Below are 13036 nucleotides of genomic sequence, written 5' to 3'. Positions count from 1 at the left end.
GCCCGGTCCAGCGCGGCCTTGATGGCCAGGCCGCCGAGGTCCGCGGCGGAGAACGTCCGCAGCGAGCCCAGCAGACGGCCCATGGGCGTCCGCGCGCCCGCGACGATCACGGAGGTGGTGCCGGTCGAACCGTTCGTGCCAGACATGGACGGGGCTCCTTCGGGCGGGGGTTGACGTCGGTGTCGAGGGTGGTTTCGTCAATGTACTGAGCGGTACCCACGCGGTCACCGGCCCGTCGGTGTGATCGCGCGCACGTTGCGTGACGGCTCCGCGCGGCGGTGCACTGGTCCCATGCTGACGCGTATCGACCACATCGGGATCGCCTGCACCGACCTCGACGCCACCGTCGAGTTCTACCGTGCCACCTACGGCTTCGAGGTGTTCCACACCGAGGTCAACGAGGAGCAGGGGGTCCGCGAGGCCATGCTCAAGATCAACGGAACCTCGGACGGGGGCGCCTCCTACCTCCAGCTCCTCCAGCCCCTGCGCGACGACTCGCCGGTCGGCAAGTGGCTGGCGAAGAACGGCGAGGGCGTCCACCACATCGCCTTCGGCACCGCCGACGTGGACGGCGACGCGGAGGCGATCCGGGACAAGGGCGTACGCGTGCTGTACGACGCCCCGCGCACCGGATCGATGGGATCGCGCATCACCTTCCTGCACCCCAAGGACTGTCACGGGGTGCTGACGGAACTGGTCACCTCCGCGCCCCGCCCGGCCGAGGAGCACTGACCCACCCCCGCCCCGGCCGGTAGAGTGCAGGTTCGGCCGGGGTACGGGTGGGGCCCGGCCCAGGCTGTGCCGATGATCTGACACCATTTCTTCGGAAGGGCGGGCTCCGGGTTCCACCACCACGCACGGGGCCGGCCACCGACGCGACCAGGGGACGGATGGACCGCGCAGTGCGGGGCTACGAGCGCCAGGACAGCCAGCGGGCTGAAACCGACCACCTCTCGCAATTCGAGGCCGAGATGGAGCGGCTGAAGAAGGAGCGGGAGAAGGCGGTCCAGCACGCCGACGACCTCGGCTACCAGGTCGAGGTGTTGCGCGCCAAGCTCCACGAGGCGCGCCGCGCCCTCGCCCACCGTCCCGCGTACGACGCGGCCGGACTCGACTACCAGGCCGAACAGCTGCTGCGCAACGCGCAGATCCAGGCCGACCAGCTCCGCGCGGACGCCGAGCGCGAGCTGCGCGAGGCCCGGGCCCAGACCCAGCGCCTCCTCCAGGAGCACGCCGAGCGGCAGGCCCGCATGGAGGCCGAGCTGCACGCCGAGGCCGTGGCCCGGCGCCAGCGGCTGGACGAGGAGCTCAACGAGCGCCGGGCGACCGTCGAGTCGCACGTCAACGAGAACGTGGCCTGGGCCGAGCAGCTGCGCTCGCGCACCGAGGCGCAGGCCCGGCGGCTGATGGAGGAGACCCGGGCCGAGACCGAGCAGACGCTCGGCGCCGCCCGCGCCGAGGCCCAGCGGCTGACCGAGCAGGCCCGCACCCGGCTGGCGGCCGCCGCCGAGGAGGCCCGGGCCGAAGCCGAAGCGATCCTGCGCCGGGCGCGCACGGACGCCGAGCGGCTGCTGACGGCCGCGTCCCAGCAGGCCCAGGAGGCCACCGACCACGCCGAGCGGCTGCGCACCGAGGCGGGCACCGAGTCCGACCAGGCGCGGACGGCCGCCGCCGAGCTGACCCGGGCCGCCGAGGCGCGGATGCAGGAGGCCGAGACGGCGCTGCGCGAGGCGCGCGCCGAGGCGGAGAAGCTCGTCGCCGAGGCCGAGCGCACCGCGGCCGGCCGGCTGGCCGCCGCCGAGGCGGAGAACGAGCAGCGCACCCGCACGACGCGGGCGGAGATCGCCCGGGTCGTCGGCGAGAAGACCAAGGAGGCCGAGGCCCTGCGGGCGGAGGCCCAGCAGCTGCGCGACGACGCGGCGGCCGAGGCCGAGCGGCTGGTCGCCGAGACCGCGGAGAAGGCCCGCAGCAAGGCAGCCGAGGACTCCGCCGCCCAGCTCGCGAAGGCCGCCCGGGCCGCCGAGGAGATGCTGGCCAAGGCGTCGGAGGACGCCCGGGCCGCCACGAAGGCCGCCGCCGAGGAGGCCGAGCGCATCCGCACGGAGGCGGAGGCCGAGGCCGAGCGGCTGCGGGCGCAGGCGGAGGAGTCCGCCGAGCAGCTCAAGGCCGGCGCGAAGGACGACACCAAGGAGTACCGCAAGAAGACCGTCGAGCTCCAGGAGGAGGCCCGGCGGCTGCGCGGCGAGGCGGAGCAGCTGCGCGCGGACGCGGTCGCCGAGGCCGAGCGGCTGCGGTCCGAGGCGCGCCGCGAGGCCCTGCAGAAGGTCGAGGAGGCGGCGAACACCGCCGAGGAGCTGCTGGCCGAGGCCAAGGCCGACGCGGAGGAGACGCGGTCGGGCGCGACGGCCGAGGCGGAGCGGGTGCGCGCGGAGGCCGCCGAGCGGGCGGCCGGGCTGCGCAAGCAGGCCGAGGAGCTGCTGGAGCGGGCCCGGGCCGAGGCCGAGGAGATGGCCGAGGAGGCCGAGGACCACGCCGAGCGGGTGCGCACCGAGGCGGCGGAGGCCGCGAAGGCGCTGCGCGAGGAGGCCGAGCGGGCCGCCGAGGAGCGCCGCGCGGAGGCCGCCGAGGAGCTGACGCGGCTGCACACCGAGGCCGAGCAGCGGGTGGAGGCCGCCGAGGAGGCGCTGCGCGAGGCCCGTGCGGAGGCCGAGCGGCTGCGCCGGGAGGCGGCCGAGGAGACCGAGCGGCAGCGCGCGGAGGCGGCCGAGCGGGCGCGTACGGTGCGGGCGCAGGCCGAGGAGGAGGCCGAGCGGCAGCGGGCGGAGGCGGCCGAGGAGACGGCCGCGCTGCGGGCCGAGGCCAAGGCGGCGGCGGAGCTGGCGCTGTCCGAGGCGGCCGAGGAGGCGGAGCAGCTGCGGTCGGAGGCCCGGGAGGCGGCCGGCCGGCTGCGGGCCGAGGCGAACGCGGCGGCCGAGCGGACGGCGGCGGAGGCCGCCGAGGCGCTGGAGGCGGCCAAGGAGGAGGCCGCGCGGCGCCGGCGCGAGGCCGACGAGCTGCTGGGCGACGCCCGTGCCGAGGCGCAGGCGGAGCGCGAGGCGGCGCACGAGCAGTGCGAGGAGCTGCTGGCCGCGGCGCGCAAGCGGGTCGCGGAGGCGCAGCAGGAGGCCGAGCGCCTGGTCGAGGAGGCCGAGCGGCGCGCCGCCGAGCTGGTGGCGGCGGCGGAGCAGACGGCCCAGCAGGTGCGGGATTCCGTCGCGGGCCTGCACGAGCAGGCCGAGGAGGAGATCGCCGGGCTGCGGTCGGCGGCCGAACACAGCGCCGAGCGGACGGTCGCGGAGGCGCAGGAGGAGGCGGACCGGGTCCGCGCCGAGGCGTACGAGGAGCGGGAGGGCGCCCGCGAGGACGCGGTGCGCATCCGGGCCGAGGCCCAGTCGGCCGCGGAGGCGGCGCGGGACCTGGCCGAGCGCACGGTCAACGAGGCGATCGCCGAGGGCGAGCGCGTGGAGGCGGAGGCCGCCCGCGTGCTGGAGGAGGCCCGCGAGGCGGCCAACAAGCGCCGGGCGGACGCCGCGGAGCAGGCGGACGCGCTGGTCGCGGAGGCGACGGCGGAGGGCGAGCGGCTGCGCGCCGAGGCGGCCCGCGCGCTGGAGGAGGCGGAGGAGACCGCCGACGCCGAGCGCAAGCAGGCGGCGGAGGACGCGGAGCGGCTGCGCGCCGAGGCGACGGCCCTGGTGGACGAGGCACGGGACGCGGCGGACGCGCACCGGGTCGAGGCGGCGCAGCAGGCGGACGAGCTGCTGGCCAAGGCGACCGCGGAGGCGGAGCGGCTGGTCTCGGACGCGTCGGCGAAGGCGCAGCAGATGCGCACGGACGCCTCCGACGCGCTGGCGCAGGCCGAGCAGGACGCGGCGCGCGCCCGGGCCGAGGCCCGCGAGGACGCCAACAAGATGCGCGCGGACGGCCGCGCGGAGGCCGAGCGGATCGTCAACGAGGCGGCGGAGCTGACCTCTTCGGCGCAGGACGACGCCGACCGCATCGTCGACGAGGCGCGCGAGGCGGCCAACCAGCGCCGCACGGAGGCCGCTCAGCAGGCGGACGAGCTGATCGCCGAGGCGGCGTCCGAGGGCGAGAAGGTGCGGGCGGAGGCGGCCCGGGCCGCCGAGGAGACGCGGCGGCTGTCCGAGGAGGAGCGGGGGCGCGCGGAGGCCGAGGCGGAGCGCACGGTCGCGGACGCGAAGGCGGAGGCCGAGCGGCTGCGGGCGGACGCGGCGCAGGAGCTGGAGACGGCCCGTCAGGAGGCGGCGCGGACGGCCGACGAGGCGCGGGACGCGGCCAACAAGCAGCGCCGGGAGGCGGCGCGGCAGGCGGACGAGCTGATCGCCGAGGCGACGGCGGAGGCGGAGCGGATGGCCGCCGAGGCGCAGGTGGCGCTGGCCGCGGCGCAGGAGAACGCCAACAGCACGCGGGCCGACTCGGCGAAGCTCAAGGCGGACGCGGTGCTGGAGGCCGAGCGGGTGCGCGCCGAGGCGCGCGAGGCGGCCGAGCGGACGGTCGACGAGGCGCGGGAGGCCGCGGCCCGGCGGCGCACGGAGGCGGCCGAGCAGGCGGACGCGCTGATCGCCAAGGCGCAGGAGGAGGCGGTGAAGGCCGCCGCGGCGGCCGAGGAGCAGGCGGACACCATGGTCGGTGCCGCGCGCCGGGAGGCCGAGCGCATCGTGGCGGAGGCCACCGGCGAGGGCAACGCGCTGGTGGAGCAGGCCCGTACGGACGCGGACACGCTGCTGGCCGAGGCCCGCGGGGACGCGACGGCCATAAGGGAGCGGGCGGACGAGCTGCGGGCCCGCGTCGAGAGCGAGGTCGAGGAGCTGCACGACCGGGCGCGCCGGGAGGCGTCGGAGGCGATGCAGTCGGCGGGCGAGCGCTGCGACAAGCTGGTCGCGGCGGCGACCGAGCAGTTGTCGCAGGCGGAGGCGAAGGCCAAGCAGCTGCTGTCGGACGCGAGCGGCGAGGCGAGCAAGGTGCGCATCGCCGCGGTGAAGAAGGCCGAGGGGCTGCTGAAGGAGGCGGAGCAGAAGAAGGCCGCCGCGGTGCGGGAGGCCGAGCGGCTGCGGGCCGAGGCGCTGAGCGAGTCGGAGCGCCTGCGCACCGAGGCCGAGCAGGAGGCGCGGCGTCTTGTCGAGGGCGGGCGCAGCGAGTTGGAGGCGCTGGTGAAGCGCCGCGAGGACATCAACGCGGAGATTTCCCGTGTCCAGGACGTGTTGGAGGCGTTGGAATCATTTGAGTCCCCCGGGGCAGGCGGCTCCAAGGAGGGCGGGGTGAAGGCGACGGCGGGTGCCGGCGCTACTCGTTCGGGTGGCAAGCAGGACCGGAAGTAGCCACTCAATCGAGGGGAGAAATTCCCAATCCCCCGCCCCAGTAAGCCAATCCACTCCATACGACGCCGCTCGCCGCCCTAGGATTCCCTTATCACCTCACCGGTCTCTTTCGACAGGATCCCCATGAGCGACACTTCCTCCCCCTTCGGCTTCGAGCTCGTGCGGCGCGGATACGACCGCGGCCAGGTGGACGACCGCATTACCAAGCTCGTCGCCGACCGTGACAGCGCGCTGGCGCGCATCACCTCGCTGGAAAAGCGGATCGAGGAGCTGCACCTCGAGACGCAGAACGCTCAGGCACAGATCAATGACGCGGAGCCGTCGTACGCGGGGCTCGGCGCGCGGGTCGAGAAGATCCTCCGGCTGGCCGAGGAGGAGGCCAAGGATCTGCGGGAGGAGGCCCGCAGGGCGGCCGAGCAGCACCGTGAGCTGGCGGAGTCGGCGGCGCAGCAAGTGCGCAACGACGCCGAGGCGTTCGCCGCCGACCGCAAGGCGAAGGCGGAGGACGAGGGCGCGCGCATCGTCGAGAAGGCGAAGGGGGACGCCGCGACGCTGCGGGCGGAGGCGCAGAAGGACGCCCAGTCCAAGCGGGAGGAGGCGGACGCCCTCTTCGAGGAGACGCGCGCCAAGGCGGCCCAGGCGGCGGCCGACTTCGAGACCAATCTGGCCAAGCGGCGCGAGCAGTCCGAGCGCGATCTGGCGTCGCGGCAGGCGAAGGCGGAGAAGCGGCTGGCGGAGATCGAGCACCGGGCCGAGCAGCTGCGCCTGGAGGCCGAGAAGCTGCGGACGGACGCGGAGCGGCGGGCGCGTCAGACGGTGGAGACCGCCCAGCGCCAGGCCGAGGACATCGTGGCCGACGCCAACGCCAAGGCGGACCGCATCCGCAGCGAGTCCGAGCGCGAGCTGGCGGCGCTGACCAACCGCCGCGACAGCATCAACGCGCAGCTGACCAACGTCCGCGAGATGCTGGCCACGCTGACGGGTGCGGCGGTGGCCGCGGCCGGGGTGCCGGGCGACGACGAGCCGATCTCGCGGGGCGTCCCGGCGCAGCAGAGCCGCTAGCCGGTACGGGCCGGTGGGAGGGCCCGCCTCCGGTGGCGGGGCGGGTCCCGGGCCCGTACCGTGAGTGGATGATCGAGCTGGAGGATCTGAGCAAGCGCTACGGCGACCGGCTCGCCGTCGATCACCTCTCCTGCACCATCCGTCCCGGTGTCGTCACGGGCTTCCTGGGGCCCAATGGCGCGGGCAAGTCGACGACGATGCGGATGATGCTCGATCTCGACAGCCCGACGGGCGGCACGGTCCGCATCGACGGGAAGCACTACCGGCAGCTGCACAACCCCCTGCGGACGGTGGGCGCCCTGCTGGACGCCAAGGCCGTGCACGGCGGCCGCAGCGCCTGGAACCACCTGCTGTGCCTGGCGCGGAGCAACGGCATCCCGCGCTCGCGGGTGGGCGAGGTGCTGGATCTGGTGGGCCTGACGCCGGTGGCGCGGAAGCGGGCCAAGGGGTTCTCGCTGGGCATGGGCCAGCGGCTGGGGATCGCGGCGGCGCTGCTGGGCGATCCGCGGATCCTGATGTTCGACGAGCCGGTCAACGGCCTCGATCCCGAGGGCATCCACTGGATCCGGACGCTGATGAAGTCGCTGGCGGGCCAGGGCCGTACGGTCTTCGTCTCCTCGCACCTGATGAGCGAGATGGCGCTCACCGCCGACCACTTGATCGTCATCGGCCAGGGGCGGCTGCTGGCCGACACCTCGATGGCCGACTTCATCGCGCGCAACGCGCGGTCGTTCGTGCTGATGCGCTCGCCGGAGCAGGAGCGGCTCAAGGACGTGCTGTCGGGCGCCGGGATCACGGCGGTGCCGGGTGCGTCGGGCGCCCTGGAGGTGTCGGGCGAGGACGCCGCGCACCTGGGCGAGCTGGCGGCGCGGCACCGGATCGTCCTGCACGAGCTGAGTCCGCAGCGGGCCTCGCTGGAGGAGGCGTTCATGCGGCTGACGGCCGGCTCGGTGGAGTACCACGCGCGCACCGGGACGGGGGGCTGACGATGGCGGTCGTGACCCAGGTCCTGGGCTCGGAATGGACGAAGATCAAATCCGTGCGTTCCACGGTGTGGACGCTGGGCGTCGCCCTGGTCGTCACGGTCGCCCTCGGCGTACTGATCAGTGCTCTGGTGAACAACGAGTACGACCGGATGTCCGTGCGGGACCGGCTGGTTTTCGACCCGACCTATGTGAGTTTCACGGGGATGGGACTCGGCCAGCTCGCATTGATCGTCTTCGGGGTGCTGGTGGTCACCAATGAATACAGCACGGGAATGATCCGCACTTCGCTCGCGGCCGTTCCCCAGCGGGGGATCTTCCTCTTCTGCAAGATCGCAATTGCGGGGGCGCTGGCGCTGGCCGTCGGAATGGTCACCAGCTTTCTGACCTTCTTCGCCGGGCAGGCGGTGCTCGACGGACACCGGGCGTCGATCGGCGATCCCGGGGTCGCGCGCGCGGTCGTCGGCGGCGGCCTCTACATGACGCTGATCGCCGTCTTCTCGATGGGCGTCGCGGCGATGCTGCGCGGTCCGATGCTCGCGCTGGGCATCCTGATGCCCTTCTTCTTCCTCATCTCCAACATCCTGGCCACGGTCTCGGCCACCGAGAAGATCGCCGAATACCTGCCGGACAAGGCGGGCCAGAAGGTCATGCAGGTCGTCCTCACCGACGACACGTCCCCCTACGGCCCGTGGGGCGGCTTCGGCATCATGCTCCTGTGGGTGGCCGCCGCCCTGGCGGGCGGCTACGCCGTCCTGAAGAAGCGCGACGCGTAGTGCCCCTCCGGCGGATCCCCGCGGCGACCGGGCGCGCCCCCGCGGGGCCCGCCCGCGCCCCGGCGCGGGCGGGCCGGGCATGACGGGCCGCCGGCTGCGGGATCTCGGGCTGCACTCCGTGCCGTTGCGGCGGCCGCTGGACTATCCGGGGCGGCCGGTGCGGGAGGCGTGTCTGCTGCGCGGGGACGAGCTGTTGCCGCTGCGGGCGCGGGAGGGGGCGCTGGGCACGTGGCGGGTGGTGGACGGGGGTGCGACGGGGGAGCTGGACGGGGTGCTGGAGGCGCTGGGGGCGGCTCCGGCCGGGCGGCGGCATCCCGTGGTCGCCGTGGGGTCCAACGCCTCCCCCGCGCAGATCGCGCACAAGCTCGGGACGGCGGGTGTGCCGGCCGTGGTGCCCATGGTCCCGGTGACGGTGCGCGGCATCGGCGTGGGCTGCTCGGCCCACATCGGCCGGGCCGGGTACGTGGCCGCGGCCCCGTACGCCGACCCGGACGCCGAGCGGCCCCTCGTGGTCGGCTGGCTGGACCCGGCGCAGATGGCCGTCGTGGACGCCTCCGAGGTGCACTACCGCCGGGTCCTGCTGCCCGGGGCGGCGTATCCGATGACGCCGCCGGCCGGCCCCCGGCTGGGCGGCGCGTACGTGTACGTCTCGCGCCACGGCGTCCTGCTGGACCCGGCCACCGGCCGGCCCCGCCCGGGCGGGGGCGACCAGTCCGCCCTGCTGCGGGCGCTGCTCGCGGCCTCGCCGCGGCTGCGCGCCCTGCTGGGCCCGGATCCGGCGGCCTGGATCCGGCGCGCGCGCAACGAAGACGCGGTGCGGGAGCTGGGGGCGCGGATCTTCGCCGAGGAGGGCTGGGTCCGGGCGGAGGAAGGGCTTCCGGGGGCATCGGGCCAAGGCGACCTGAGCCACGCCGAGTTGTCCCCGTGAGCGCCGCGGACCGCCGCCCCGGCGGCCGTCGCGCATTCCGTGATTCCGTCACCCCCTCGTTATCCTCCTAACCCGAACGGGGGCATGCGCCCCGACCATCTCGCGAGGGGCGGAGAATGATCGAGGCAGTCGGCCTGACGAAGCGCTACGGCGCCAAGACGGCCGTGCACAACCTGACGTTCCAGGTGAGGCCGGGCATGGTGACCGGCTTCCTGGGCCCGAACGGCTCCGGGAAGTCCACCACCATGCGCATGATCCTCGGCCTGGACGTGCCCACCGCGGGCCGGGTCACGATCGGTGGCCGCCCCTACCGGGAGCTGCCGAACGCGCCCCGCCAGGTCGGCGCGCTGATCGACGCCAAGGCCGTGCACGGCGGGCGCAGCGCCTACCACCACCTGCTGTCCCTCGCGCAGCTCTCCGGCATCCCGGCCCGCCGGGTGGACGAGGTGCTGGGCGTCGTCGGCCTCCAGGACGTGGCGAAGCGGCGCTCGAAGGGCTTCTCGCTGGGCATGGGCCAGCGGCTGGGCATCGCCGCGGCGCTGCTCGGCGACCCCCAGGTGCTGCTCTTCGACGAGCCGGTCAACGGCCTGGACCCCGAGGGCATCCTGTGGGTCCGCAACCTGATGAAGCGGCTGGCCGCCGAGGGCCGCACCGTGTTCGTCTCCTCGCACCTGATGAGCGAGATGGCGCTCACCGCCGACCACTTGATCGTCATCGGCCGCGGGCAGCTGCTGGCGGACATGAGCGTCGAGGACTTCATCGCCGCGAACTCCGCCGGCTTCGCCCGCGTCCGCACGCCGGACGGCGAGCCGGAGGGGCGCGAGAAGCTGACCTCGGCGCTGGTGGAGGCCGGCGGCCAGGTGCTGCCCGAGCCCGACGGCGCGCTGCGCGTCACCGGTCTCGCCCTGCCGCGCATCAGCGACCTCGCGCACGCCGCGGACATCCGGCTGTGGGAGCTCTCGCCGCACCAGGCGTCCCTGGAGGAGGCGTACATGCGCATGACCCAGGCCGCCGTGGACTACCGCTCGACGCAGGACGCGCGCGCCGGCTTCCAGCAGCCCGCGCCGGGGTACGCGATGCCGGGCGCGCCCGTCCCGCCGGGCTGGGGCGGCCCGGGCGGCTACCCGGTGCTGCCGGGCGAGCAGCCCAACCCGTACGCGCAGCAGCCGCCCGCCCCGCCGCAGCAGGCGCCGCGGCAGCCCGCGCCCGGGCAGCAGGCGCAGCCGCCCGCGCCGCAGGACCGCGCCGCCGCGGCCCCGCCGCCGCCCCCGGTCGCGGCACCGCCGTCCGGCGAGGCGCCCCCGGCCCCGGCCGCCGCTCCCGCCCCCGCCGCACCCGAGGGTGCGGCCGCCCCCGCCGACCTGACCAAGCGTGACAGCGAGGACGCCCGATGACCGCCCCGATGACACCCCCGCCCGCCGCGCCCGCGCCGCAGCACCAGGCCCAGGCCGCCGGGCAGCCGTACTGGCCCGGCCAGGCCCCGGCCGGCGGCTACGTCTCGCCGATCCCCGTGCGCCGGGCCACCCTGGGCGACGCGATCGCCGCCGAGTGGACCAAGATCAAGTCGCTCCGCTCGACGATGTGGACGCTGGGCACGATGCTCGTCGTCGTCATCGGCATCGGCACCCTGATCGCCCTGGTCACCTACAACGTCGCCGACGACGCCGACTTCGGCGAGGACTCCCAGATCCTGGGGATGGGCTTCGTCGGCATCCTGCTCGGCATGATCCCGCTGCTCACCCTGGGTGTGCTGACCATCTCGTCCGAGTACGGCACCGGCCTCATCCGCACCACGCTCACCGCCTGCCCCAGCCGGGGCCGGGTGCTGGGCGCCAAGGCGATCGTCTTCTTCGCGCTGACCTTCGTGCTGACGCTGGTGGCGACGACGCTGGTGGCCCTGCTGGACGCGGGCCTGCTGGCCGACCGGACGCCGAACGGGGTCGGCGGCTCCGAGTGGGTCAAGGCCACCCTCGGCGTCAGCGGCTACGTGGCGGCCCTGGGCCTGCTCTCGCTCGCCGTGGGCGCGCTGCTGCGGCACTCCGCCGGCGCGATCACCACCATGCTGGGGCTGGTGCTGCTGCCCCCGCTGCTGTCGCTGTTCATGATGGCCGAGTCGGTCCGCCCGATCGGCAAGGCGCTGGCCACCTACTCGATCCCCAGCCAGCTCGCCGTCTTCTACGGCGCCGAGCTCGGGGACGACGGCCCCACCGGCTGGACGCCGCTGTGGATCGTCCTCGGCGTCACCGCCGTCGCCCTCGGCGGCGCGTACGCGGCGATGACGAAGCGCGACGCCTGACGCCCCGGCCCGGTCAGTACCGGGGCGCGTTACGGGACCGCTGGAGCCTCGCGCTCCGGCGGTCCCTCGCGTTCCAGCACGACGTGTGCCAGTGCCGCCGGTCCTCCACCCCCGCGCCGTACTGCGGCCACACCACCAGGTGCGGCACCCCGGGCGGGATCTCCTGGTCGCAGCCGGGGCAGCGGTAGTGCTTGGCGGCGGCGCCCCCGCCGATCATGCGGACCGACCAGTCCTCGCCCTGCCAGCTCTCCGTCCGCTCCAGGCCGTGGCGCACCGCGCCGGTCCCGTACGCGGCGGACGCGGCGGCTTGTCGGACGGCGCCGCCTCGCGGGCGGTTTCGGCGCGGGGACACGGGTCACCTCGGAGGTCGGGGCGGGCTACGGGCCGTGACCAGGGTACGCGGCACGGTCACGGCCCCGGCCCGGTGCAACCGGCCCCTACCCACCCGCCTCCTCTGATCATCATGAAAACTTCCTGAACGCCCGTACCTTCCGGCACCGGTCAAACGTTAATTCGTCGATGGACCGCACGAGACCGGCGGCAGGACCGCCAGGAGGCAGACGACCGATGCGCGTTGGAGCGTTCGTCCTGGCCGCTCAGTTCCCGGGCCAGGGCCACGACGAGGCCCTCCACCGGGCGGTGCGGACCGCGGAGGTCGCCGAGGAGGCCGGGCTGGACGCGGTCTGGGTGGCCGAGCACCACTTCGTCCCGTACGGCGTCTGCCCCTCCGCGATCACGCTGGCCGCGCTGCTGCTGGGCCGCACCCGGCGCATCGGGGTGGGCACCGCCGTCAGCGTCCTGCCCACCACACACCCCGTGACCCTCGGGGAACAGACGGCGCTCCTGCACCTCACCTCCGGCGGCAGGTTCACCCTCGGGGTGGGACGCGGCGGCCCCTGGGTGGACCTGGAAGTGTTCAACGCCGGCCTCGCGGCTTACGAAGAAGCGTTTCCGGAATCCCTCGAACTGCTGATGCGCTGGCTGCGCGAACCCCGCGTGGCCGCCGCCGGCGAGCGCTTCGCCTTCCGCGAGGTCCCCGTCGTCCCCCGCGCCGACGACCTCTTCGGCCGGCCCGGACCGCCGGTGACCGTCGCCTGCACCTCCCCCGCGAGCGTCCGGCTCGCCGCCCGGCACCGGCTGCCCATGCTCCTGGGCATGCACAGCACGGACGAGGAGAAGGCGGACATGGTGGCCCTGTGGCGCGCCTGTGCCCTGGAGGCGGGTGCGACGCCCGAGGAGGCCGCGGAGCCCGGGCACGTGGCGGCCGGCGTCGTCCAGGTCGGCGACCGCCGGCCCGAGGCGGCCGAGACCCTGCTCAAGGCCATGCCCGGCTGGCTGCGCCAGGGGCTCGGGGCCCACGTCACCGTCGACGGGCGCGAGCGCCGCATGCGCGACCCCCAGGAGTACACCGAACTCCTGTGCCGCATCCACCCGGTGGGGCCGCCACGGCTGTGCGCGGACCGCCTCGCGGCCACCGCCGAGCGCACCGGCGTCCGCCGCTTCGCCCTGCTCGCGGAGGGCTCCGGCGACCTCGCCGCCACCGAGGAGAACCTGCGCCGCCTGGGCACCGACGTCCTCCCGCTGCTCTCCTGACCTCCGTCGCCCCCGGGTCACAG

At 75.0% G+C, this 13036-nt stretch carries 11 protein-coding genes; 9 read left to right on the top strand and 2 right to left on the bottom strand.

Annotated elements, in window-relative coordinates:
* Positions 1 to 146 (bottom strand): thiolase family protein (locus AC230_RS33970; RefSeq protein WP_479683273.1); only part of this gene is annotated, 146 nt, incomplete at its 3' end.
* Positions 147 to 291: 145 nt separating this feature from the next.
* Here AC230_RS33970 and mce point away from each other — a divergent pair.
* The 8 genes from mce to AC230_RS22345 all read left to right on the top strand — a co-directional run bounded on the left by mce (position 292) and on the right by AC230_RS22345 (position 11420).
* Positions 292 to 732 carry a methylmalonyl-CoA epimerase gene (gene mce, locus AC230_RS22380; protein WP_049717215.1) on the top strand — a complete coding sequence of 147 codons (441 nt, stop codon included), beginning with the start codon at positions 292 to 294 and terminating at the stop codon, positions 730 to 732.
* 170 nt (positions 733 to 902) lie between these two features.
* The gene (scy, locus tag AC230_RS22375; protein WP_049718140.1) at positions 903 to 5375 is read left to right on the top strand and encodes a polarized growth protein Scy; all 4473 of its coding nucleotides are present in this window, start codon (positions 903 to 905) and stop codon (positions 5373 to 5375) included.
* 123 nt (positions 5376 to 5498) lie between these two features.
* The gene (locus tag AC230_RS22370; RefSeq protein WP_004952125.1) at positions 5499 to 6437 is read left to right on the top strand and encodes a coiled-coil domain-containing protein; all 939 of its coding nucleotides are present in this window, start codon (positions 5499 to 5501) and stop codon (positions 6435 to 6437) included.
* Between the two features lie 68 nt (positions 6438 to 6505).
* On the top strand, positions 6506 to 7423 hold the full coding sequence (locus tag AC230_RS22365; RefSeq protein ID WP_049718139.1) for an ABC transporter ATP-binding protein: 918 nt from the start codon (positions 6506 to 6508) through the stop codon (positions 7421 to 7423).
* Positions 7424 to 7425: 2 nt separating this feature from the next.
* Positions 7426 to 8196 (top strand): ABC transporter permease, encoded by a 771-nt coding sequence (locus AC230_RS22360; RefSeq protein ID WP_049718138.1) that lies wholly within the window; start codon positions 7426 to 7428, stop codon positions 8194 to 8196.
* 79 nt (positions 8197 to 8275) lie between these two features.
* Positions 8276 to 9124 (top strand): hypothetical protein, encoded by an 849-nt coding sequence (locus AC230_RS22355; RefSeq protein ID WP_049718137.1) that lies wholly within the window; start codon positions 8276 to 8278, stop codon positions 9122 to 9124.
* A 116-nt stretch (positions 9125 to 9240) separates the two neighbouring features.
* The gene (locus tag AC230_RS22350; RefSeq protein WP_049718136.1) at positions 9241 to 10518 is read left to right on the top strand and encodes an ABC transporter ATP-binding protein; all 1278 of its coding nucleotides are present in this window, start codon (positions 9241 to 9243) and stop codon (positions 10516 to 10518) included.
* The gene (locus AC230_RS22345) at positions 10515 to 11420 is read left to right on the top strand and encodes an ABC transporter permease (RefSeq protein ID WP_049718135.1); all 906 of its coding nucleotides are present in this window, start codon (positions 10515 to 10517) and stop codon (positions 11418 to 11420) included. The genes AC230_RS22350 and AC230_RS22345 overlap by 4 nt, the downstream gene beginning before the upstream one ends.
* A gap of 13 nt (positions 11421 to 11433) precedes the next feature.
* On the opposite strand, the gene AC230_RS22340 is transcribed toward AC230_RS22345, so the two are convergent.
* Complete coding sequence (locus tag AC230_RS22340) at positions 11434 to 11772, bottom strand: hypothetical protein (RefSeq protein WP_049718134.1); 339 nt, start codon at positions 11770 to 11772, stop codon at positions 11434 to 11436.
* A 215-nt stretch (positions 11773 to 11987) separates the two neighbouring features.
* Here AC230_RS22340 and AC230_RS22335 point away from each other — a divergent pair, with 215 nt between their 5' ends.
* Complete coding sequence (locus tag AC230_RS22335) at positions 11988 to 13013, top strand: LLM class flavin-dependent oxidoreductase (protein ID WP_049718133.1); 1026 nt, start codon at positions 11988 to 11990, stop codon at positions 13011 to 13013.
* Positions 13014 to 13036: the final 23 nt, after the last annotated feature.

The sequence above is a fragment of the Streptomyces caatingaensis genome (assembly GCF_001187435.1).
Lineage (GTDB): Bacteria > Actinomycetota > Actinomycetes > Streptomycetales > Streptomycetaceae > Streptomyces > Streptomyces caatingaensis.
This window is presented reverse-complemented; position numbering and strand designations above follow the sequence as displayed.

Bases quoted from the DNA above. Each gene is read 5' to 3' on its own strand.
- mce (WP_049717215.1), top strand. From the start codon at position 292: ATGCTGACGCGTATCGACCACATCGGGATCGCCTGCACCGACCTCGAC.
- AC230_RS22370 (WP_004952125.1), top strand. From the start codon at position 5,499: ATGAGCGACACTTCCTCCCCCTTCGGCTTCGAGCTCGTGCGGCGCGGA.
- AC230_RS22365 (WP_049718139.1), top strand. From the start codon at position 6,506: ATGATCGAGCTGGAGGATCTGAGCAAGCGCTACGGCGACCGGCTCGCC.
- AC230_RS22360 (WP_049718138.1), top strand. From the start codon at position 7,426: ATGGCGGTCGTGACCCAGGTCCTGGGCTCGGAATGGACGAAGATCAAA.
- AC230_RS22355 (WP_049718137.1), top strand. From the start codon at position 8,276: ATGACGGGCCGCCGGCTGCGGGATCTCGGGCTGCACTCCGTGCCGTTG.
- AC230_RS22350 (WP_049718136.1), top strand. From the start codon at position 9,241: ATGATCGAGGCAGTCGGCCTGACGAAGCGCTACGGCGCCAAGACGGCC.
- AC230_RS22345 (WP_049718135.1), top strand. From the start codon at position 10,515: ATGACCGCCCCGATGACACCCCCGCCCGCCGCGCCCGCGCCGCAGCAC.
- AC230_RS22335 (WP_049718133.1), top strand. From the start codon at position 11,988: ATGCGCGTTGGAGCGTTCGTCCTGGCCGCTCAGTTCCCGGGCCAGGGC.